Source organism: Salinibacterium sp. G-O1 (assembly GCF_030063305.1).
Classification (GTDB): domain Bacteria; phylum Actinomycetota; class Actinomycetes; order Actinomycetales; family Microbacteriaceae; genus Rhodoglobus.
Genome location: NZ_JASISV010000003.1, coordinates 148,392 through 170,206, shown reverse-complemented (window position 1 = coordinate 170,206; position 21,815 = coordinate 148,392). Strand labels below are relative to the sequence as shown.

The window sequence follows — 21,815 nt, the reverse complement described above, 5'->3', positions numbered from 1 at the left end:
ACCAGAGAAAACGTGCGCGAAGTATTCCAGCAGGAACTGCGCGAGGTGCAGGATCGCCTCGTCGAAATCTCGACCCTGGTAGCAGCGTCGATCGAGAACGCCACTCGTGCGTTCAACGAGTCGGACGTCTCGCTCGCCGAGTCGGTGATTGCTGACGACGACAGGATTGATGAGGCCGTTCTGGCGCTCGACGAATTGGCGATCAACATTCTCGCTCGACAGCAGCCGGTGGCGAGGGATCTGCGGATCGTCGTCAGTGCGCTGCGGATCAGCGCGTCGCTCGAGCGCATGGGTGACATGTCCGAGCACATCGCGCAGCTGGCTCGCTACCGCTTCCCGGACAAGGTCGTTCCGAAGTCGCTGCGCTCGACGTTCGAGAAGCTCGGTGCGCTGGATGTCGCCATCGCCCACAAGTTGGTCGAACTTCTCACCACTCAGGATGTTCGTCTCGCCGAAGAGATCCGCAACGACGACGACAAGATCGACGCGCTGCACCTCAGCGTGTTCGACAAGGTGCTCGGCGAGACCTGGAAGGGTGCCGCCGTCGACACCGTGGATGCGACTCTCGCTTCGCGCTACCACGAGCGTTTCGCTGACCACGCCGTGTCTATTGCCAAGAAGGTGCAGTACCTGGCTACAGGCGACTGGGTCGCTGCAGAACTTCAGCAGTAGTACTGGGCCGTAGCTGGGCGGCTTTCCGCTGGGCTGGTTGAACGGGGCATGGCTTCCACGCTGCCCGCTTGGCGCTGCCGTCCCGCCCGGGTGCCGCCGGCCCGCTGCGGGCGCCGCCGCCGTCCCGCCTACCCGGGTGCCGCTGTCCCGCCTGCCTGGCCCGCTGCCCGCCCCAGCCAGCGGGCAGGGTTATCCCGTGCGTTGGAGCGGACTTTTTGAGTGCATCTCGATCGGCTGCCCGTGGTGTTGGTGCGTGGCCGACCCGGGTGGTGGGGTGAGCCAGTAGGTTCCGTCGGCCCGGGTGTGGATCGCCCATCCGTTGGCGTGGAGTTGCATGTGGTGGAACCGGCAGAGGCTGATGCCATTCGCGAGGGTGGTGTTGTTGCCGTCGAATGCCTCGAGGTGGTGCACTTCGGTGAACTGTGGTGGTTTGTCGCAGTCTCCCCAGGCGCACCCGTTCCAGTGGGCGGTGATCGCGGCCCGTTGGCGGGGGCTGTGTAGTCGTTGGGTGCGGCCGGCATCGATCGGGGTGTTGCCGTCGAAGAGGATGGGCAGCATCCCCGTGAGGCAGATGTGTCGTTCGGCGGTCTGGATGCTGACCGGTGCCGACTGGCCTTCGAAGTGCGCGAAACCCTCCCCGGTCTCGAGAGCTTCGGCCTGCACGTGCACCCGGACGGCCGGGGATTTGTGGCCGAACACCTTCGACGACCCGGCGGCGCGGGTGGCCAGCTGCACGATCTCGACGAGGGTGTCGACAGCGAGTTGCTCGTTGCTGCGCGGGTCGTCGAGCATCCCCTGCGCCCGATCAATCTCGGCCGGGTCGACGAAGCGGGGTCCGCCCCGGCGTGGGGACAGCGCGGTGGCCAGCGCCCCGACGATGACCGCGGCGGACTCCGGATCGAGCAGCGCACTGAGCCGGGTCATCCCGTCGGCGGTCTCAAACCAGGTCAGGGTGCGCCGCGAAACGCGGTGGGCCTCCAGGTCGGCGACCGACTCGGTGTCCAGCCTGGCTCGGGCGGTGCGGGCCGCCTTAGCCACCTCTTCCGGGGACGCATGCTGGGCGCGAGACACCAGCACCGCGGCAATACCACCGAGGTCGCTGCAGGTGACCGTCGCCGACGGAACCCCCACCCCACTGACGATGCCGGCAGCGCTGGCCACCGAAAGTTCCCCCAGGGACACCGCCTCAGCCACCGAGGAAAGCCACGCCGACTGCCCGCTCTGCACCGCCTCTAACGCGGCACCCGCGGTGGTCAACGCGCGGGCATCGGTGAAGCTGACCCCGGTCAACTTCTGGATGACCCTCTCGGGCGAGGACTCACCGGTTCGTGCCGCGAGCCCCTGCTGGCCGAGCGACCGGTCGGAACGCCGGGCGATCTCCGACGCGATGACGGCGGAGCTGGCATCCACCCGCCGACGGACCGCACCGAGCTCTCCCTGCAAACTCAACAGCTCATCATCGGGAAGCGATGCCACCCCGGTCACCGACGGAAGCACGATGATCGTGTCGCTGGTGGTGGGGTTCGGGGCCATGATCGATTTTACCAAAGTTCGAACATATGTTCTATAGTTTCAGGGAATTGTGGGGAACGCATTCGACGCGGCGGAGCTCAGAATGAACCCTGACCGAATTCGTCATCGAGCGATCGCGCCAAGGGAGTCCCGACGTAGTCGTCGGGTGGCACCTGCCTGACGATGTCGCCGAGAAGCAGGTACGGCCCGCGGAATGACGCCTCTGAGGCGACGCAGGCTTCTCTCAGGGTTCGCAGCCAGCGGCGGTCGCGATCCATGAGCTCGGCCGGTCCGGGGCGTTCGAGAGTGAGGACGAGCGTCGCAGTCTCGAAGTCCATCGACAAGCAGCGCAACGATTCCGCGAAGGCTGCTGCATCATCCGGATGCGGCTCGGCCTCCAGGTCGATGGGCACGAGCACCGGAAGAGGACAGAACTGGTTGTCTAGGAGCATGATCCACACCTGCCGCCGCAGGGCCGCCTCGAGCATGACCTGCAGGTGAGGGATCAGTTCTCGATCGGTTGGCAGTGGAATGGTGCTGATGTCGTCGTAGTGGGGTCTGGTCATGGAGCCATGGTCCGCCCAGCACGCGGGTCGACGCGAAGCTCAGTCGGATCTGTGGATGAGCGTCCCCGATTCGTGCGTGTGGAGGGCTACTTCCCCACCAACTCGATGAAACGGCTGAGTTCGGCCACGGCATCCGGAGTATGCGGAAGGTGCTCGATGAGCTGCGGTGAGTAGACGAGGTATGCCGCCCACTGTGCGCGCGAGATCGCGACGTTTAGCCGGTTGGCCGACAGCAGGAACGACAGCCCGCGCGGCACCTCCCCAGGGCTGGATGCCGCGAGACTCACGATCGAGATCACTGCCTCCTGGCCCTGGAATTTGTCCACCGTCCCGACGGGCACCTCGGCGAAGCCGGCGGCATCAAGGTGCTTACGCAGCAGTTCGAGCTGCGCGTTGTACGGCGTCACCACGATGATGTCGCTCTCGCGCAGCGGATCGGCCACCCTGCCGCTCTGGGGGTCGCTCCACTCGCGACCGAGGTGCGCGCGCACCAGCTCGACCACCGCGGCGGCCTCCTCCACGGACTCCGTCGCGTTGTCGACGTGATCGACCGACACCGGATGCAGCCCCGCCGCCGTGTCGGCAAGGTGCCGGTTCGACGTGCTCGGGTGCGAGTGCAGCGCGCCCTCGTAGGCCAGGCGCGACACCGGCAGCGTGACGTCGGGATGCATCCGCCGACTGTCGGCGAGGAAGTAGCCGAGCTCCGCCGGAAGCACCGGATGACCGCCAGCGATGTACCCGAGCGCGGACTGGTCGACGGGCGCCGGGTGCGTCCCCTGGCTCACCTGAGGCAGCTGCTGAGGATCCCCGAGCAGTAACACGTTTTTCGCGCTCATCGCGACGCCGATGGTGGCCGCAAGCGAGAACTGGCCGGCCTCGTCGATCACGAGCAGATCGAGCTGCCGCCGCGTGACCCGCTTGAGGTTGGTGAAATCCCAGGCCGTTCCGCCGATGACATAGCCGCCGGATGCCCGCGCCGCGTACCCGGCCTGGCCGTCCTTCGGCAGCTCGGTGAACGGCTCGTCGACGTAGGAGCCGGGGTCGCCTCCGGGCACTTTGGCGACGAGTCCGGGCGGCAGCCCGGCATCCACCACTTTGCGCAGTACGTTCTCGACGACCTTGTGCGATTGCGCGACGACGCCGATGCGCCAGCCATGGTCGCGCACCAGCGCGGTGATCACATGCGCGGCGAGGTATGTTTTGCCGGTGCCGGGTGGGCCCTGCACGGCGAGGTAGGAGTTGTCGAGCCCGAGCAGGCTCTGGGTGACGGCGCGCACGCTGTCGTCCGGGCCGCGCATCGGTTCGAGCCCGGCTCCGCGCGGTGGGCGGGCGGTGAGGATGTCGGATGCCGCGTCTCGCGGCCACTCGCCGTCGAGGTCGACGACGCTCCAGCCCCACTCCTCGATCGCGGCGACGATGCTGGCGGCTTTCGGCGGCGGGCCGGGTGTGAGGGCGAGTGGAAGGTCGCTCCACGGATCCTCGTCGGTGGGGCACACCTCGTCGATCCAGACGACGCCGTTCTCGACGTCAGCGGTGATCGTCACGCCGTGGTCGAGCAGGCTCCCCGGGCGACGCCCCTTCTTGCGGAACGGCGTGGGCTGCCCGTAGAGCACGAACGCGTCGCCCTTGGGCGTGCCGCTTCCGGGCGCCCAGGTTCCCACCGCGCGCAGCCTGCGCCGGTCGTTTCGTTGCTTGCCGGTGCGCCCCCAGTCGGCCTCGACGGTCACGCTTTCGATCATGAAGACGCCGCGGGTGTCGGCCCACAGGTCCATCGGTTCGGTCAGTCGCGCGAAGTGCTCCCACCAGTAGCTCTTGTTTTCGCGGCGATGGTAGTCGATCGCGGCTGCCGCGAGGGCGTGGGCCCTGGCATCCTGAATGTCGTCGGTGTCAGAGCGCTTCAGCAGCTCGAGGTTGAGGGCACTCGGCACGAAAGGGTCGCCGTCGATGTCTTCCAGGTCGAACGCGCCCGGCGTGACGCCCACCTTCGCGGCCTGTGCGAGCAGCCAGTTGCGCAGCCGGCGGGTCGATACGCAGTCGTATTCGTTGTAGTCGGCGATCGTGTCGAGGATCTTCTGCGCCTCAGCCTCATCGCCGGCGGCTCCGGCCTCCATCGCCCGCTCATACTCTTCGATGGATGCCGCGGCATTGGTCACCCCGTCGTCGGCACGGTGCTCGGCGCCCATGTAGAGGGGTTCGAGCTTCTTGATGGAGTACGACGGACCACCCACCCGCAGGCTCTTCTTGACCGTGGAGTAGAGGTCGACGAGCACGCCATCGCGCAGCAGGTCGTCGACGATGTGCTCGCCGACGCCGTGGCGAGCCGCAATGCTCAGCAGGTGGGTGCGTTCGTAGGAGGCGTAGTGGTAGATATGCATCCGCGGGTATGTAATTCGCCTGGCGACCGCGTAGTCGAGAAAATCGAGCAGTGCCTGCTTCTCGGCGGCGAGGTCATGTGCCCAGAACGCCTTGAATTGCTCGCTGTCATCGACGAGCCCGAAGAGGTAGTCGATACCCCACTGCTCGTTCTCGAGGTGCAGCGGGTCGCCCTCAAAGTCGAAGTAGATGTCGCCGGGGTCGGGCGCGGGCAGGTCGCCGATCACCGACGGCGCGTAGAGGACGAACGGTGGAGCGGCGTGCGGGTCGTCGCTCTGAATCGCGGACGCCTGCAGCGCCGCCTGCAGCGCCGCCTGCGCCTGCAGCTGCGCGTAGGTCGAGACGGCCAGGTCGCAGCTGTCCGGGCGGGCAGGGGTCGCCGCGAAGTCGTCAATGGTGGTGATGCCGGCCGCGATGAGTTTTGCGCGCTGCGAGACCCGCAGGCCTGCGACCATGAGCAGGTCGCGGGATGCCACCACCTCCGGCGCGCAGTGATCACACCGCCCGTCGATCGTGTAGTCCGGGTCGCCCCAGGCGACCGCGGTCGTGTCGGCCAGTCGCGCGCCCACGATCGCGAGGATGCGGGCGCGGCGGTTGCGGTACACGGGCAGGATTTCGTGCACGTCGTGAGCCGCGATGGTGCCGTCGCCGAGGATCAGCTCGACCGTGTCATCCGCCGGGATTCCCAGCCGCGTGAGCTGCTGGTGGTACGCGGCGAGCTGCAGCAGCGCCACGACTTTGACCGAGCGGGCGAGCTTCGTGTCCTGTACGCGATACCTACCGTCGGGCATCCTGACTATGAAGTCTGCGAAGCCAATGAAGGGTGACCCGGGGTCGGTCTCGTCGAAGAAGGTGGCCTGAAAGACGACCTCGGCGCCGCTGGCGAAGGCCGCAATCGTCTCGGCGGCCCGAATGCGCAGGTCATCGCGAGTCATGGATGCCGGACGCTCGATCTCGGCGATCTGCAGCCCCTCGGCGCGGTACTTCTCGAGCTGCCGATCCTCATGTTCGTCGCCCAGCCGTCCGGCACGCTTGAGCATCGGATCTTCGGCCACAACAATCCGGTCGATGCGCCCCAGCTTCGTGTCGAGCTGACGCGCGAAGGCGAACTCGCACTTCGATGCGGTCGTCAGGTCGCTCGCGCTGGTGACGACGGCGTCATCAAGAAGGAACATGCGGCTCCGATCGGGTATGCGCGAAGGCTAGCGTGCGTCGGTGACACTGTGCTTTTGGTGGGCGTTGGAGGTCGAGGGGTCAGGCTTGCGGGACCGTCCGAGTCAACGGTGCGCTGGAATGTACGTTCTCAGGTACTCCCGCAGAGCCGGATCACACACGTAGACATACGTACCTTGGATGCCACGGGTCATGAGGACCGAGTAGATATTGGTGATGAACCTCAGCAGGTCGTCGTCCGAGTATGTCTTGCCAAGTCGTGGATTATTCTCCTTGCCTTTGACATCGAAGTAAGAGGTCCGATCAATGAAGAGCTTGCCGGAACCCTCATCAAAACGTAGATCGTGCCCGATAATTACGCCGGAAAAATTAAGGTCGTAGCCCTGCACGGTATGAATGGAACCGACTTCGTCGAGCGCCTTGGGCGAGGCGATCCAGTCAGTCTGCGCGCTATTCCACCGAAGTCTGGTTTCCTCGATTTCAATGTCGTAAGCCTCCTTGTCGGTCTTCGTTTTCCACGGCCACGCGAACCCCGCGACCATTCGTGAAAGACCGCTCTCGGCATCCCTTGCACGGATCTCGTCGCGCATCTCCGCGACGCTGTCAAACATCCTGAAGTCATATCCCTCGAATGCTTCGGCCTCAGCGAGTGCTGTCTCTGCCGAGTTCGCGCTGAGAATTCGCCGCACATAGCCGACGTAGTCCGCGCCTGCTCGCACCCGCATCTGCGAGACAAGTGGATACAGCCTTTTCTCACCGCGCGCTGCGTCGACGATCCCACCAAGAAATTCCGCCGGCAAATCCGCTGGCCGCACACTCTGTGCCGCATCGAGCAGAAAGATCTGGTGATTACTCTTCGTTCTGATCCAATCGAGCTGGGTCTTGGTCGAGTCGTCAAAGCCGAAGAGCTTTTCGTTGATGAGTTGGTAATTCTTGTTCTGCACGCCCGACGGCTGATTTGCACGCTGGTTGAGCCGATGGGTCTCGTCAACGATCAGGATGTCGAAATGCTCGTCAGCGAAACCTACATCGAATGCAGTCATCACCATGTTTGCGGTAAGGCCAGGGGTTTTTCGGAAGACCTTCCTGATGGATTCGCGAAGCGACTGCTGAGGCACCACAATGCCGATCCGGAGTCCGGCGAGCAGTTCCGGATAGCCGCTCACGAAGAACTCAGCAAACCGAGAATCGCTGTCCAACTCATCCGAGGGAACGGTCTTCACGATGTCTACAAGCAATTTCATGATGAAGATCGCAATGACTGTCTTGCCCGTGCCCGGCTCACCCTGGACGACGATCGTGCTGTTGCTTGCCGACTCGAGATCCTCAAACAGTCCTTCGAGAATCCCTTCAACGGCCACCGCCTGATCATCGGTGAGCGCCTTATACGGAGAGAGCTTGAAGAGGTCGCTATTCTCGATCTCCGGCATGCTGCGCGTGAAAAGACCCTCATGCCTGAGTTCCTCGAACACTTCGAGGAACGTCTCCCGGTAGCTGGCGCGATCGTAGTAGTCAGCTTCCGTGATTCCGTCATTGCGATTGAGCACGCTGTAGGCACCATCACCGGCGAGCATTCGAATGAGGTACGACTCCAGATCGAGACAGACCGACTTATTGAAGGTCTCGTCCACGATCACGCGAATAGTGCTCAGATGCTTCTTCTCGGGGGATTCAAAGTGCTGCCTCATCCGCGAAGCTACATTCAGTGACTCTCCGACGTAGACGTCGTTGAGCTTCTCGGCTCGAGGCGAATAACCGGTCCTCGCGCCATCGAGAACGTAGACAACCGGCCAGTTGCTGTTGCGCTGATCGCTGGGGGCCCAATCCCTGACTGCGGCGCGGGTGAAATCGAGCCTCTTGATGTCAAAGCGCGTCATATTTTGCGCTTCTACCTCGCGCCGCGTCGATCGGGTACTTCGATCGCGTCACGGCCAGTTTGTCGCGCACAATCTGATCCGGATCCACGCCAATTCGATCGGCTAGCAAAAGGCAATACGTGAGCACGTCGGCAAGCTCATCGGAGACTCGCGCGGTGTCTGCATGCCCGCTCCATTGGAAGCACTCGAGCAACTCGCCTGCCTCGATGGCGATGCTCTTGGCGAGGTTCTCCGGGCTATGGAATTGCGCCCAATCACGCTCCGCAACCAGGGCTGCAATCTCGTCATGGACCGAGGATTCTGACATGTGGTCAACGTAGCAGTGTCCGGTCGCTAGATATCGAGCACGGCAGCCAGCGTGGGCTCGATGCGCTCCGTCGGACAGATCACGTATTTGGCCGCACGACTTACGCGGCCCGAAACTTGCTCAGCAGCGTCGCCTCCACAGCAGCGACATCCACCGTCCCGGGCTGGGCCGCTGCAATGTGGGAGACCAGCTTCTTCGGCCACAGCACGTCTATTCCATTGACGACGAATGAACCACCGATGAGTGGCCAGTCCGCTTCAACGAAACAGAGAATGCCGCGCACAGGCACATCGCCCAAGGCCTTCTTGACGCAGTCGATCTGCCACTGCACGCCCTCGGCAAGTTTGGTCTTCTCTCGACCGTTGACGAAGAGCTTCTCGACTCGGGGTCGGATCAACCCTCCCTGAACGCGAAGCTCCGGGCGGCCCTTGTATTTCTTGGCGTCGATGACCCAGATGCCGCTGGATGTGACGACGAGGTGGTCCACGTTCGCTTTGGAACCCGGGATGCGTCGGTCGTGAAGTACCCGAACGCTGTCTGACTGGAGTGTGTCCAGCCGCGCCCCCACACGCTCTTCGCCGACCGCGCCCGTAGCCCATGCCCTTGTGCTCGGACGCTCTGGCGTCAGCGCCACCGCGATGCCGCCGAAGCGGCCCCACTCGGCACGGATGCGTGCCTCGTCTTTCGCACTGCGCCGGTCATACTCCCGTCGAGCTGATGACCCTGCGTTATTGCCGTCTGCCATGCTCGCCATGAATGCCCCCGTTGGTGAGATTAGCTCAGGTGCGCACGGGCGCCCAACCCCACGTTCGGGGGCGCCACATGTATCAGCAGCCGCACCGCGACGTCCTTGCCACCCCTGCCGGGCATCCACAACCCCTAGAAGCATGTCGGGCACCCGGTGTGAACTGGACGCAACACGAAGGAGCACGCATGCCTGACACGAACGAGAGCGTCGAGAACACGGAGACGGTCGAGAGTACGGAGATCATCGAGGCCGAGGGTCCTGATGTTGAGACCCGGCAAGGGCGCGACACCGAGGCGGCGAAGGCGGACCTCGCAGATCAGGTGAGGTCGGTGCGCGCTGCCGAAGAGGGCAAGCGCGACGCCCCTGAGTAGAAAAACGGATCGTAGGATCCGACGGTGAATAGCGGTACCAATGCTGCCCTCACCACAGGTCGAGGAAGTCGCGCAGGTACACGCGCATGCGGTCGAGGCATTCCTGGTTGATGCTTCCGGCGGCGCCGACGATCCGGTCGCGGGAGACGCTCAGAATCTGCTCGGTCATCGCGTAGCTCGGGCGTTGGAGGTCGGTCGGCCCCGTGAGCGCCACGTGGTTCGGCCACCCTCGATCTCGTGAGGTGACCGGCACGACGAGTAGAAGACTGTCGACCGAGGCCAGATACTCATTCGACGAGACAACAACCACCGGCCGACGGCCCGTCTGCTCGCGTCCGCGGCCCGATCCCAGTTCGGCCCACAGAATGTCGCCCGTGAGAATCACCATTCGGGAGGCAGCACGTTCATGGAGGCAAACTCCTCGTGCTCAGCCAGGTAGTCGGCCATCTGCTCAGGGGTCTGCGCGGCACGGACCTCCCGGATCGCCCGGAACCGATCCGCCCTCCCCCGCTCGAGGAGGAGCTTCTCGATCACCTCAGCCACAGTGCGTCCCTCCTTGCGCGCCTCGGCATTGAGTCGATCACGCAGTTCAGAAGGAACCTTGATCGTCGTACTCGTCATAAGGCGAGTATACCCACGGTATACCGACATAGTCATCGGGCGGCACCTGCTTAACCTCGCCGCCGAGCAGGAGGAATGGCCCGCGGAACGCCATCCCTGATCCGACGCACGCCTCCCTCAACGTGCGCAGCCAGCGCCGGTCGCGATCCATGGTTTCTATCGGACCCGGTCGCTCGAGGGTCATGACGATGGTCGCCTTTTCCAGATCGAGAAGCACGCAACTGAGCGCGGAGACGAGGTCAGCGGAGTCACGCTCGCACGCTTCGGCGTCGACATCCATCGGTATAAGGATCGGCAGCGGTCTGGAGTGTTCGTCAAGGAACATGATCCACACCTGCCGGCGCAGCGACTGCTCAAGCATGACCTGCACGTGCGGGATGAGCTCGCGATCGGTGGGCAGCGGGATAGTGCGGATGTCGTCGTAGTTCGGTCGTGTCATGAGACATGGTGTGCATCGAGGTAGCCCCTATGGAGGAAGGTCCCGGGTCGGGGGAGAACCCACCGCAGGTGGCGCCTGTGCAGAAGGGGCGCAACGCTCGGTCAGCACCGCGAGGACCCGCTCGTCGATCGCGTCATCCATATCGGCATCGGTCACGGCTGCGAATATCGCACGCAAGGAACACCCGAGTTCTCCACAGGCTGCGACTTCTGCACAGATTCCCGCCGGCCTCCAGTTGAAGCTCAACGAGGGGTTCACCATGGCGGCATGACCGAAATCCTGCACGCAGCAACCGCCGCCGACTTCCTCTCCGCCGTCCCCGTGCTGCTCGGCTTCCGACCGAGGAACAGCATCGTCTGCGTCGCATTCCGAGGGCGACGCACGGCTGAGTTGCTTCGGCTGGACCTCCCCCGGCAGCGACGCAGTAACCAGAAGGCCGTCGCATCCACCATTGTCGGAATGCTGAGTCGCATCACCGGAATCAGCGGCGCCTCGATGATCATCTACACCGACGAGACCTTCGAGGGCGAGCACGGCATCCCCCAACTGGAGCTGGGCCGAATGCTGAGTGCGAGAATCCACGGGGCGGGGTTCCACTTGCCCAATGCGCTGTGCGTTGCCGGCGATGGGTGGGCCGACTACTTCGATACGGGCTACCCGCGGCAGGGGCATCCTCTCAGCATGATCACCGACAGCGAGGTCGCGTCACAGTTGAGTGGCCACGAGGTGCTGAACGATCTCGACGACGTTGCTGCGCTTCCCGAGCGCGACCCGCTTATCGCTGAGCGGCTCGAATTCCTGCTCGATGGATTCGAACGGCACACCGATGAGGCAATGCTGGAGCTCAATCGGCTCACGAAACTCATGGATGTCGACCCCGCATCGTGTTCGTGTTCGATCGCCGAGAACCCGACACCTCCGCTGGAGGTCAGCGCGTGGATGCTCTCGATGGCCCAACGCCCCAGCGACCGCGACGTGATGAGCATCACCATCGCCTTCGGCTGCGAGTTCGGCGAGGCCATACTCCAATCGAACGCGCAGTATCACCTCCTTCAGGCCGAATCCGGCAGCACAATGGATGAGGTCGTTCAGCGCGAGGTTGACGCAGGCCGCATCGATCTCGATGACAGCAACAACCTCCTTGGCGGGAAGGGGTCGCGCCGCCCGAACGTGCCGCGCGTCAAGGGGTGTATTGAGCTACTCAAGGAGCTCATCGCGAACATCCCCGACCACTACCGGCCCGGTCCACTGTGCATGTTGAGCTGGCTGCAGTGGAGCTTGGGTCGTGGCTCGGCAGCCGGCACCGCCTCAGACATGGCGCTGGCGATCGATCCGAATCACAGCATGGCGCTGCTGCTCAACACGATGCTCGACGCGGGCATGCTCCCGGAGTGGGTTTACGGCGGGGGTGACGCGGCAGCTAGCGCAGCGCGGCCAGATCCTGCAGCTTGCCGCGTGCGATGATCTCGTGGCTGGTCGGGTCTCCACCCGGCGCGCGGTCGATCAGCGCAAGCTCGCCGACCATCACGGTGTCGCCCCTGCGCAGCCGCGACGTCTTCTGCACGGCGACGTGCGGAGCGAAATGCTGCATGACACCGGATGCCTCGAACCGGGCGCCGAGCAGAAGCAAACCCTGTCGCAACTCCTGGTGCAGCTCCGTGAGCGCCACGTTCGGCTCGATCCTGGTGACCCACTGGTCGCCGGGGAGCCAGTCATCCCGACCGCCGAGCAGGGTCAGCGGTGGATGGGATGCCGTGACATCCACCAGGAAATCGCGCACATCGTAGGTTGACCCTTCGAGCACGAAATTACCGACCACGGTCAGGTGCAGTGGCCACCGGGTGGACGAGAAATCGCTGGCCGGCTCAAGCAGCGCACTGACAGTGAACCGGCTTGAGGTCACTTCTTGGCGCCCTGAGCGGCGACCGCGGCAGCCCCAGCGGCAGCGGCCTCAGGGTCGAGGTACTTTCCGGGGCCGGTGGGCATGAAGTTGTCGTCGAGCTCGTACACCAGCGGGATGCCGGTAGGAATGTTGAGCTCAGAGATGGCGTCGTCCGAGATGCCGTCGAGGTGCTTCACGAGCGCACGCAGCGAGTTGCCGTGGGCGGTGACCAGCACGGTCTTGCCGGCGGCGAGGTCGGGGATGATGTCTGATTCCCAGTACGGGAGCATGCGGTCGATGACCAGCTTGAGGCTCTCGGTGCGGGGAATCTCGCCGTCGATGCCCACATAGCGCTCGTCGTGAACCTGGCTGTACTCGGCGTCGTCATCGAGCACGGGCGGCGGCACATCGAAGCTGCGGCGCCACTCCATGAACTTCTCGGGGCCGAACTTCTCGAGGGTTTCGGCCTTGTCCAACCCCTGCAGCGCGCCGTAGTGACGCTCGTTGAGGCGCCAGGTGCGCTTGACCGGCAGCCACGCGCGATCGGCGACGTCGAGAGCAATGTTGGCGGTCTGGATGGCGCGGGTCAGGAGGCTCGTGTACGAGATGTCCGGCTTCAGGCCGGCCTCGGCGAGCAGCTCGCCGGCGCGGGTCGCCTCGGTGACACCCTGATCACTGAGACGCACATCGACCCAGCCCGTGAAAAGGTTCTTCTGGTTCCAGTCTGAATTGCCATGGCGAAGGAGGATGAGAGTGTGCGTCATGGGGTACAGCGTAGCGATGGGGGGCAGTCGCGGGGGGTAGACGTGGCGGGTTGCGGGAGAATGGTTCGCATGCCCGCTCCTGCATATCGGTATCGCTTCAGCGCCCGCACCATCCGAAACTGGACCAAAGTGCTGACCGCTGCCGTCTTCATAGTTCCCGTCGCCGGCCTCATCTACGGAAGCACTCTCGACAGCTCCCCCGAGCCGTGGCAGGAGTTGCTCGTGCAGGGCCTCCTGTATGGCGGGATCGTGGTGCCGCTCTTGATCGCTGCCGTGCTCGGTGGCGAAGCGATCTGGCCCGGCGGCGGATTCATTGGCGCTCTCTTCGTGGCGGGACTCATCGGCGGTTCGCTCGGGGTCGGGAACGGCATCCAGTGGCTGGCCATCACCGGATTCGTGGCCGCCGTGCTCGGCGTCGGCGGGTTCTTCGCGATCGGGTTCGCCGCGAAGGTGCCCATGTGGATCGGATCAAGGAAGACCTCGCGCTTCCGCTGGAACCTGCCGGAGTAGCGGTCCGCCGCATCGGGGTTGCGGGAGAATGGGCGCATGCCCATCGGCCAGGTCACCCGCGGAACCACCGGCACCAACCGGCTCCGCCGCATCGACCGGTGGATCGCGCAACTGCCCGTACTGCGGCAGGCGCCCACTGCCCTCGTCGTCGATCTCGGCTACGGGGCATCCGCGACCACCTCGCTCGAACTGCACCAGCGACTGGCGCGCGTGCGGCCCGATGTGGAGGTCGTCGGCATCGAGATCGAGCCGGAACGCGTGCGGATCGCCTCCCTCAGCTCGCGGCGGGGGGTGAGCTTCAGGCTGGGCGGCTTCGAGGTTCCGGGCGAGGCTCCCACGATCATCCGGGCCCTGAATGTGCTGCGGCAGTATGACGAGTCGCAGGTGCTCGAGAACTGGCGGCGCATGGTCGGCCGGCTGCAGCCCGGCGGGGTGCTCGTGGAGGGCACCTGCAATGAGGTCGGCAGGGTCGCCAGCTGGGTGGATGTCACGGCCGCCGGCCCCCAGACCCTCACCGTGAGCCTGCGCCTGGCCGACCTCGACCGGCCGTCTATCGTCGCGGAGCGGCTGCCGAAGGTGCTCATTCACCGCAACGTTCCCGGGGAATCCGTGCACAGCTACCTCGCCGACCTCGACCGCTGGTGGCAAGTGCACGCGCCCCTCAGTGTGTACGGGCCGTCGCAGCGCTGGGCGGCGGTCGCGGCATCCATGAAGCAGAGCTGGCCGATCCAGGGCACGAAGGCGCGCTGGCGGCTCGGCGAGCTGACGGTGGCGTGGGATGCGGTGGCGCCGCGCGGCTTCGAGTGGTGAGCCCGGCCGCCTGAGCGCCCCGCGGCCCGCGCGCCGCGTCGAGACCTCCACTTTTGCGGTCTGGGCGCGCGCGAACCCAGCAGAAGTGGAGGTCTCGGCGCGAGTGGTGAGCCCGCTACACCTCGGGCAGCAGCGCTCGCGCCTCGTCGATCGGCATTCCCGTGCCCACCAGCAGGTCGACGGCCAGCGGACGCAACATCAGCACGATCGCAAGGTCTGTGACGTGGCCGTCGGGGACGATGCCGGATGGGGTGAGGCGGCGCGCGACATCCGTCAGCAATGACCGCGCGGATCCGCCGACCTGCGGGTCGTCCGCCTCGTCACCGATGAGCCGCATGCCGGTGCCGAGTTGCTCGACGATCTCGGCGAGCGCTGGGCGCCGAACCCCGTCGCGCACCAGAAACTCCGTGCGGCGGGCAAGCGTGCGCATGTGCCTGGCTGCGAGATCCGCGGCGGCGAGAAACCGCACGTCGCGGTGAAGTTCCGGCAACCTGGACCTGAGGAACGGCGAGATGCGGGCTACCGCGATCGCGCTCTCGAGCGAGGCCGTCCAGGCGTCGATCATCGGCTGGGTGCGCCTGAGACGGGCGAGCCCGAGCTCGCCGGCGGCCTCATCCGCATCCCGGAGGCAGTCGACGACGGATCCGATGCCCTCGTCGACCGCCGCAAACAGCCGGCGGCGTTCGCGGGCGGCATCCTTGTTCGGGTTGCGCGGGATCAGCGCGGTGGCGGCGAGCGCCACCACGCCCGCGACGACGGCATCGAGGGTGCGAGTGAAGACGAGACCGGTAGGCCCCGGCACGATCACCACGATCGCGGACTGCACGGCGGCAGCGACAGCGAACGCCGGATTCGGTGAGAACACCCGGGCGATCAGCAGCACCACGAACAGCACGATCGCGATCTGCCAGACGCCTCTGCCGACGACGAACACCAGCAGCTCGCTCAGCGTGATGCCGATCGCCACCCCGAGGGCGTTGTCGAACACTCGCCGCGGCCGGGCATCCCTCGTGAGCCCGAGGGAGGTGATCGTCACGGCTACCGCGATGAAGGGGGCGGGGTGCCCGAGCAGATAGTGCGAAATCGAGTACGAGACGACTGACGCGACGACGATTTGGATGACCGCTGGCAGCGATTCCGCACCGCGCCGTCCAGCTGACCGCAGTGTCGCCCGCACGTGCACCCGACGTGCGAGTCGGCGCAGTGGAGCGGACTCGGTCACGGGGTGTCGATCATCGCCGAACGGCGCCGAGGCGGGGCAGGCGCGGCACGTTCGCTGAGGCTCCGGCATCCGTCGGAACGATCACGTCCTGGGCCGCGGCGATGAGTGTCTCGTCGACTCTCACGACGAGCTCGGCCGCGGGGTCAACGCTGCGTTTCACGACGGCGAGAGCGATCGGGCCCAGCTCATAGTGCAGAGCCGCGGATGTCACGCGGCCGACCTCCGCGTCACCGAGCAGCACGGGTGAACCGGCGGCGGCGTGCACTCCGTCGGATCCGTCGAGGTGCAGCATGACGATCCTGCGCGGAGGGTGCCCGAGGTTGTGCACCTTGGCCACGGTCTCCTGGCCGCGGTAGCAGCCCTTGGCCAGGTGAACGGCCGAGCGAAGCCAGTCGAGCTCGTGCGGGATCGTCTTCTCGTCGCCTTCCGTCGCGAGCCGCGGACGCCACGCCGCGATGCGCAACGCCTCCAGTGCGAGGCTTCCCGCGGCCGGGAACGCGCTGAGGTCTGCGCCGCGCTCGACGAGCACCTCGCTGTACGACCAGGGCGCATCCGGTCTCGTCGCGGCATAGGTGTGGCCGGGGCCGTCCGCCCACGGGTCGCGCCAGGTGGCCACGGCGGGCAACTCCTGCGTGCCGAGGGTTCCGACGGTGGCGAAGTCTGCGGTGCGATCGGCGACCTCCACGCGCAGCATGAACCGCATGCGGTCGAGCCAGGCGGTCAGTTTCGCGCCCTGATTCGCGTCGACCAGCAGCCAGGCTGTCTCGCCGTCGTCGACGAGACGCATCGCGTGCTCGACACGGCCGGACGGGTCGAGCAGCAGCGTTTCGGCCGACTCCCCCGGCGCGAGCTTTGCGACGGCCTGCGAGGTGAGCGAGTCGAGCCAGGTGAGTCGGTCTGGCCCGGTCACGGTGATGACGGCGCGGTCGGAGAGGTCGACAATCGCCTCACCGGATGCGAGCGCCTTCTGCTCGCTGAGCGGGTTGCCGTAGTGCTGCGGCGGGTCGCCCACGGCGCCGGGCCGTGCAGCAAAGTCATTCGACACGAGCGAGCCTTCCCGAAGCATGGGTGCGGAGGTCCTGGCCGAGGGCCGCGATATCCCACGCCCACAGCAGGTGGTTGTCGACGAGACCGTAGAGCCTGGTGGCCGCAGAGTACTCCTTGGCGCTGGCAGTGCGCATGACGGCGTCGGTCGACAGGTCGATGCGGGGGCCGTTGGCGCGTCCGAGATAGAACTCGTTGACGCCTCCCGGATGCACGATCGACACCTCGATCTCAAAGCTGCCGTCTGAGCGGCGCAGCGTCTCGACCGCGCGGGCCGTCGAAAACGGACGTGGACCGATCCCGGGCAGCAGCCCCGGACCGGGGTCGCCGTCGAGCGCGGGCCTGGTCAGCTTCCAGTAGCCGGTCTCGGTGACGTGCGGCGTGCGGTCGTCATCGAGCAGCCAGGTGTACGAGTTGTAGTTGAGGTGCGGAAGCCCGTCGTGCGTGAAGCTCAGCCGTTGGCCGAACTCGAGGGAGCGCGTCTCGTCGCCGACCTTGTAATCGACGATTCCGGTGCCCTCCCACAGCCCGATGAGCCACGAGATGGGGGCGAGTTCTGCCGGGTTGGTGGCATCCAGTTCAATCACTGTGCCTCCCTTTCAGCTCAGCGCTGGCCGCGGAACAGGTTGTACAGCACCACGACGGAGACGAAACCGATCGACAGCGTCGCCAGCACGAGGAGGCCGACGAAGAAGAGTTCGAGTGCGAGCAGCATGGCCCAATCCTATCCAAAGAGAACGGCTGCGCCTGATGCCACGGCGAGAATGACGACGCTCACACCGATGCTCGCCATCGCGCGAACGACGAACCCTTCGGGGCGGCGGGTGGCCAGCTGGATCGCGAACGTCGCGATCACTGCCGAGGCCATCACAACGCCGAGCCAGGTGAAGTACTCGTCGCGGGGCGACAGGACGCCAATCACGATGGCTCCAGCCAACGCGATCAGCCATACGGGGATCACGCTTGCCGCCTGCCAACTCATAAAATCCATGCTATTCGATCGGCCATTAGACTGTCCCCACCACTTTTGGAGGCACTTTGGCTCAGCTATTAATTCTGACCTCTGCGGTGGACACCGAAGTCCTACCCGCATTGGGGCTACTCAGCCACGCCACCAAACAGATTCCGGCGTCCCCGGCGTCACTGATCTCCGCCCCCAGCTGCGACCTCATTTTCGTGGATGCCCGGCAGGATCTGGCGAGCGCGAAGTCGCTGTGCAAGATCCTCACGACCACCGGCGTCAACGTTCCTCTGATCCTCATCCTCACCGAGGGCGGCCTGACCGCGGTCTCGGCCGACTGGGGTGTCGACGATGTGATTCTGGTCACGGCTGGCCCCGCCGAGGCCGATGCTCGCATCCGGCTCGCTCTCGGCCGCCAGGCGCAGAACGCCGGTTCGTCGAAAATCCAGGCGTCCGGTGTTGTCATCGACGAGGCGTCGTACTCGGCGAAAATTCATGGCCGGCCGCTCGACCTCACGTTTAAGGAGTTCGAGCTGCTGCGGTTTCTCGCCACCCACCCGTCGCGGGTGTTCACGCGCGAGCAGTTGCTCAGCGAGGTGTGGGGCTACGACTACTTCGGGGGCACGCGCACCGTCGACGTGCACGTGAGGCGCCTGCGGGCCAAGCTCGGCGACCTCGAGTCGCTCATCGGCACCGTGCGCAACGTCGGTTACCGATTCAACGTTTATGACGATGACAATGAGCGACCCTCTCTCGCCAACGCTTAGCGGCCCCTCGCTGCCCGATCTGATCGCTCGGGCCAGGGCCACCGACGGCTCTCCCCCGTTCTCCGACGGCGCGTTGGTCGAGTTGCGTCAGGGCACCGCGTCGCTGATCTGGCTGGATGACGCGGCAGCGATCGTCTCCGCCGACACGTCTGCCGAGTTTGTGGTCGACCCGGATGCCCGCCGCCGCGGCCTCGGAACCCGCATGCTCGAGCACCTCACCTCTCGGGCCGCGGGCGACCTGCTGTTCTGGGCGCACGGCGACCACCCCGGCGCCCGGGCTCTCGCCGCGAGCCACGGCCTCGACGCGGCGCGCACGCTGCTGCACCTCGAAGCCGACGTGCCTCCTGACGAGTCAAGCGACCTCGACGTAAGCCCGATTCGGCTTCCGGAGGAGGGTGACGCGTGGCTCAAGCTGAACGCGCTGGCTTTTGCCGGGCATCCTGAGCAGGGGCGGATGACGCGCGCCGACCTCGAGACGACGATCGCCGAGCCGTGGTTCGATGCCGACGACTTTCTGGTGCTTCGTCACGACGGGGCGATCATCGGGTTCTGCTGGTTGAAGGTGGAGTCTGCTGCCGAGGGCGAGTTCTACGTGGTCGGTGTCGACCCACGCCGGCAGGGTGAGCGGCTGGGGCGGCGGCTCGTCGAGGCGGGGATGGCGCGACTGGCGAGCCGTGGCATCCACACTGCGCACCTGTACGTGGAGGGCGACAACGCCCCGGCGCTGCAGCTCTATCGCGGGATCGGCTTCACGAACCGCTCGGTGGACGTGCAGTACCGCTGGGTCGCCCGCGGCTGATTCTGGCGCACCGCCCGCACCGGCCTCGCCGTTTTTTGGATGTCAGTTCAGACTGACGTCAGTCTGAACTGACATCCCGAAATCGCGGGCATGCCCTCGGCTGATCCTCGGCGGGGGCGGCCTCCGCGCCCTTGCACGAACGCGGGCACCGGGGCAAGGCGCGGCGCAAAAGCCACCAGAATTAATCCCGCGTTCACGCACGGATGGCAGGATGAGCAGATGGACAGTTCCCTCAGCCTCACCGATGCCGCAGACGCGACAGACTCCCTCGACGAGTACGACGTCGACGAGTCGTCGAGCATCGACGACGGCACGCTGGAGCCCGACCGCTTCCTGGACCGGGAGCTGAGCTGGCTCGCCTTCAACCAGCGCGTGCTTGAGCTGGCCGAAGATCCGGCCCAGCCGCTCCTGGAACGAGCCAACTTCCTCGCCATCTTCGCCAGCAACCTCGACGAGTTCTTCATGGTGCGGGTTGCCGGCCTGAAGCGGCGCATCCTCACCGGGCTCGCGGTGCCGACCAACGTGGGTCGCACCCCCGTCGAGGTGCTGGACATGGTCAGTGCGAAAGCCCACGAGCTGCAGGAACGCCACGCGCAGGCGTTCCGCAAGATCGTCAAGCCAGAACTGGATGCCGCAGACATCCACATCGAGACCTGGGCCGACCTCGACGAAGCCGACCGTATTCGCATCGACGAGATCTTCTCTGCGCAGATCTTCCCGGTGCTGATGCCGCTCGCCGTCGACCCAGCGCACCCCTTCCCCTACATTTCCGGGCTGTCGCTGAACCTGTCGATCAGGGTGCGAAGCCCCAAAAACGGCAAAGAAGAATTCGCCCGCCTCAAGGTGCCGCAGAACCTGCCCAGGTTCGTGCAGCTACCCGACGACAAGCGCGGCCTGCTGCGGTTCATCCCGCTCGAAGACCTCATCTCCAACCACCTGGGTGACCTGTTCCCCGGCATGGAGATTCTCGAACACCACGAGTTCAGGGTCACCCGCAACGAAGACCTCGAGGTCGACGAAGACGAATCAGAGAACCTGCTCCAGGCGCTCGAGAAGCAGATCCTGAACCGTCGTTTCGGGCCGCCGATCCGCCTCGAAATCACCGACGACATGGATGACGTGACCCTCGGTCTGCTGATGAGCGAGCTCGACATCACCGAGCAGGAGGTCTACCGCCTGCCGGCACCCCTCGACCTCGGCGGCCTGTTCCAACTCACCAAGGTCGACGCGCCGAAGCTCAAGTACCCACGCCACGTGCCGACCACCAGCGTCGCACTGCTGCCCAGCGAGCCGAACGCCTCACCCAATATCTTCGCCTCGATCGCGAAACAGGACGTGCTGCTGCACCACCCGTACGAGTCGTTCTCCACGAGCGTGCAGGCGTTCCTCGAGCAGGCCGCGGCTGACCCCAACGTGCTCGCCATCAAACAAACCCTGTACCGCACCAGCGGCGACAGCCCCATCGTGCAGGCCCTCATCTCGGCGGCAGAAGCCGGCAAGGCCGTGCTGGCGCTCGTCGAGATCAAGGCGCGCTTCGACGAGACCGCCAACATCAACTGGGCACGCAAGCTCGAAAAGGCCGGCGTGCATGTCGTGTATGGGCTGGTCGGCCTGAAAACCCACTGCAAGCTCGCGCTGGTGGTGCGGCAGGAGAACGGTGTGCTGCGCAGCTACAGCCACATCGGAACCGGAAACTACAACCCGAAGACCAGCCGCATCTACGAAGACTTCGGGCTGCTCACGGCGAGCGGCACCGTCGCCAAAGACCTGACACGGCTTTTCAACGAACTATCCGGCTACGCCATCGAGAAGAAGTTCAAGAGGCTGCTTGTTGCCCCGATGCACCTCAGGAAAGGGCTGCTCAAACACATCAAGACCGAGACGGCGAATGCGAAGGCAGGGCTGCCGTCCGGCATCCGGATCAAACTGAACTCCATCGTCGATGAGGCGATCATCGACGCCCTGTACCGCGCCAGCAACGCCGGTGTTCCGGTCGAGCTTGTGGTGCGCGGGATCTGCTCGATCAGGCCCGGAGTTGAGGGCCTCAGCGAGAACATCACGGTGCGCTCCGTGTTGGGGCGCTACCTCGAACACGCGCGCATTTTCTCGTTCGTCAACAACGGCGACCCGCAGGTTTTCATCGGCAGCTCAGACATGATGCACCGAAACCTCGACCGACGGGTTGAGGCGCTGGTGCGCATCACCAGCCCCGACCATCTCGCCGAACTCCACCAGCAATTTGAGCTCGCCCTCTCAGACGAAACGTCGTCGTGGTGGCTGGAATCCGACGGCACCTGGACGCGCCATCACCTCGCCGAGGACGGCAGTCAGCTGCAGGACATGCAGAATGTTCTTATGAAGCAGGTATCCCAGCGCAAGCGCAGCAGCAGCCGTTGA

The 21,815-nt window shown here is 65.3% G+C and carries 23 protein-coding genes; 8 read left to right on the top strand and 15 right to left on the bottom strand.

Annotated elements, in window-relative coordinates; genetic code table 11:
* Positions 1-12: 12 nt before the first annotated feature.
* Positions 13-672: a phosphate signaling complex protein PhoU gene (gene phoU / locus QMG83_RS12415; RefSeq protein WP_283505720.1), complete on the top strand. Its 660-nt coding sequence runs from the start codon at positions 13-15 to the stop codon at positions 670-672.
* 189 nt (positions 673-861) lie between these two features.
* Here phoU and QMG83_RS12410 read toward each other — a convergent pair whose 3' ends face one another.
* The 6 genes from QMG83_RS12410 to QMG83_RS12385 form a co-directional block, all read right to left on the bottom strand.
* Positions 862-2,205 carry an HNH endonuclease signature motif containing protein gene (locus tag QMG83_RS12410; protein ID WP_283505719.1) on the bottom strand — a complete coding sequence of 448 codons (1,344 nt, stop codon included), beginning with the start codon at positions 2,203-2,205 and terminating at the stop codon, positions 862-864.
* Positions 2,206-2,282: 77 nt separating this feature from the next.
* Positions 2,283-2,750, bottom strand: a complete 468-nt coding sequence (locus QMG83_RS12405) for a hypothetical protein (protein ID WP_283505718.1) — start codon at positions 2,748-2,750, stop codon at positions 2,283-2,285.
* A gap of 86 nt (positions 2,751-2,836) precedes the next feature.
* A complete protein-coding gene (locus tag QMG83_RS12400; RefSeq protein ID WP_283505717.1) occupies positions 2,837-6,298 on the bottom strand; it encodes a TM0106 family RecB-like putative nuclease in 3,462 nt (1,153 codons plus the stop codon).
* Between the two features lie 102 nt (positions 6,299-6,400).
* Positions 6,401-8,173 (bottom strand): DUF2075 domain-containing protein, encoded by a 1,773-nt coding sequence (locus tag QMG83_RS12395; RefSeq protein ID WP_283505716.1) that lies wholly within the window; start codon positions 8,171-8,173, stop codon positions 6,401-6,403.
* Positions 8,160-8,480, bottom strand: coding sequence for a nucleotide pyrophosphohydrolase (locus tag QMG83_RS12390; RefSeq protein ID WP_283505715.1), 321 nt, complete (start codon positions 8,478-8,480; stop codon positions 8,160-8,162). The genes QMG83_RS12395 and QMG83_RS12390 overlap by 14 nt, the downstream gene beginning before the upstream one ends.
* Positions 8,481-8,580: 100 nt before the next feature.
* The gene (locus tag QMG83_RS12385) at positions 8,581-9,234 is read right to left on the bottom strand and encodes a nuclease-related domain-containing protein (protein WP_283505714.1); all 654 of its coding nucleotides are present in this window, start codon (positions 9,232-9,234) and stop codon (positions 8,581-8,583) included.
* 179 nt (positions 9,235-9,413) lie between these two features.
* Here QMG83_RS12385 and QMG83_RS12380 point away from each other — a divergent pair, with 179 nt between their 5' ends.
* Positions 9,414-9,599 (top strand): hypothetical protein, encoded by a 186-nt coding sequence (locus tag QMG83_RS12380; protein ID WP_283505713.1) that lies wholly within the window; start codon positions 9,414-9,416, stop codon positions 9,597-9,599.
* A gap of 49 nt (positions 9,600-9,648) precedes the next feature.
* On the opposite strand, the gene QMG83_RS12375 is transcribed toward QMG83_RS12380, so the two are convergent.
* From QMG83_RS12375 to QMG83_RS12365, 3 genes are read right to left on the bottom strand one after another with little or no spacing between them, the layout of a single operon-like run.
* Positions 9,649-9,987 (bottom strand): type II toxin-antitoxin system PemK/MazF family toxin, encoded by a 339-nt coding sequence (locus QMG83_RS12375; protein WP_283505712.1) that lies wholly within the window; start codon positions 9,985-9,987, stop codon positions 9,649-9,651.
* A complete protein-coding gene (locus tag QMG83_RS12370; RefSeq protein WP_283505711.1) occupies positions 9,981-10,220 on the bottom strand; it encodes a ribbon-helix-helix protein, CopG family in 240 nt (79 codons plus the stop codon). Before QMG83_RS12370 ends, QMG83_RS12375 begins: the two co-directional genes overlap by 7 nt.
* Positions 10,189-10,659, bottom strand: coding sequence for a hypothetical protein (locus tag QMG83_RS12365; RefSeq protein WP_283505710.1), 471 nt, complete (start codon positions 10,657-10,659; stop codon positions 10,189-10,191). The genes QMG83_RS12370 and QMG83_RS12365 overlap by 32 nt, the downstream gene beginning before the upstream one ends.
* A gap of 267 nt (positions 10,660-10,926) precedes the next feature.
* Between QMG83_RS12365 and QMG83_RS12360 the strand changes: the two genes are divergently transcribed.
* Positions 10,927-12,123 carry a DUF4192 family protein gene (locus tag QMG83_RS12360; RefSeq protein WP_283505709.1) on the top strand — a complete coding sequence of 399 codons (1,197 nt, stop codon included), beginning with the start codon at positions 10,927-10,929 and terminating at the stop codon, positions 12,121-12,123.
* On the opposite strand, the gene QMG83_RS12355 is transcribed toward QMG83_RS12360, so the two are convergent.
* The gene (locus QMG83_RS12355) at positions 12,080-12,562 is read right to left on the bottom strand and encodes a 2'-5' RNA ligase family protein (RefSeq protein ID WP_283505708.1); all 483 of its coding nucleotides are present in this window, start codon (positions 12,560-12,562) and stop codon (positions 12,080-12,082) included. The two genes, QMG83_RS12360 and QMG83_RS12355, sit on opposite strands and share 44 nt — an antisense overlap.
* Positions 12,559-13,305 (bottom strand): phosphoglyceromutase, encoded by a 747-nt coding sequence (locus QMG83_RS12350; protein ID WP_283505707.1) that lies wholly within the window; start codon positions 13,303-13,305, stop codon positions 12,559-12,561. The genes QMG83_RS12355 and QMG83_RS12350 overlap by 4 nt, the downstream gene beginning before the upstream one ends.
* Positions 13,306-13,374: 69 nt before the next feature.
* On the opposite strand from QMG83_RS12350, the gene QMG83_RS12345 reads away from it, so the two are divergent.
* Together QMG83_RS12345 and QMG83_RS12340 are read left to right on the top strand one after the other, a co-directional pair.
* Positions 13,375-13,815, top strand: coding sequence for a hypothetical protein (locus tag QMG83_RS12345; RefSeq protein ID WP_283505706.1), 441 nt, complete (start codon positions 13,375-13,377; stop codon positions 13,813-13,815).
* A gap of 36 nt (positions 13,816-13,851) precedes the next feature.
* Positions 13,852-14,625, top strand: coding sequence for a class I SAM-dependent methyltransferase (locus QMG83_RS12340; protein WP_283505705.1), 774 nt, complete (start codon positions 13,852-13,854; stop codon positions 14,623-14,625).
* 115 nt (positions 14,626-14,740) lie between these two features.
* On the opposite strand, the gene QMG83_RS12335 is transcribed toward QMG83_RS12340, so the two are convergent.
* From QMG83_RS12335 to QMG83_RS12320, 4 genes are all read right to left on the bottom strand, one after another.
* A complete protein-coding gene (locus QMG83_RS12335; protein WP_283505704.1) occupies positions 14,741-15,847 on the bottom strand; it encodes an FUSC family protein in 1,107 nt (368 codons plus the stop codon).
* A gap of 10 nt (positions 15,848-15,857) precedes the next feature.
* Entirely contained in the window at positions 15,858-16,913 is a 1,056-nt protein-coding gene (gene ygfZ / locus QMG83_RS12330; RefSeq protein WP_502949034.1) for a CAF17-like 4Fe-4S cluster assembly/insertion protein YgfZ, read from the bottom strand.
* Positions 16,882-17,478, bottom strand: coding sequence for a heme-binding beta-barrel domain-containing protein (locus tag QMG83_RS12325; RefSeq protein WP_283505702.1), 597 nt, complete (start codon positions 17,476-17,478; stop codon positions 16,882-16,884). The genes ygfZ and QMG83_RS12325 overlap by 32 nt, the downstream gene beginning before the upstream one ends.
* A gap of 137 nt (positions 17,479-17,615) precedes the next feature.
* Positions 17,616-17,873, bottom strand: a complete 258-nt coding sequence (locus tag QMG83_RS12320) for a hypothetical protein (protein WP_283505701.1) — start codon at positions 17,871-17,873, stop codon at positions 17,616-17,618.
* A gap of 56 nt (positions 17,874-17,929) precedes the next feature.
* On the opposite strand from QMG83_RS12320, the gene QMG83_RS12315 reads away from it, so the two are divergent.
* The 3 genes from QMG83_RS12315 to QMG83_RS12305 all read left to right on the top strand — a co-directional run bounded on the left by QMG83_RS12315 (position 17,930) and on the right by QMG83_RS12305 (position 21,815).
* A complete protein-coding gene (locus tag QMG83_RS12315) occupies positions 17,930-18,619 on the top strand; it encodes a response regulator transcription factor (protein WP_283505700.1) in 690 nt (229 codons plus the stop codon).
* On the top strand, positions 18,591-19,418 hold the full coding sequence (gene mshD / locus QMG83_RS12310) for a mycothiol synthase (protein WP_283505699.1): 828 nt from the start codon (positions 18,591-18,593) through the stop codon (positions 19,416-19,418). The genes QMG83_RS12315 and mshD overlap by 29 nt, the downstream gene beginning before the upstream one ends.
* 219 nt (positions 19,419-19,637) lie before the next feature.
* Entirely contained in the window at positions 19,638-21,815 is a 2,178-nt protein-coding gene (locus QMG83_RS12305; RefSeq protein ID WP_283505698.1) for an RNA degradosome polyphosphate kinase, read from the top strand.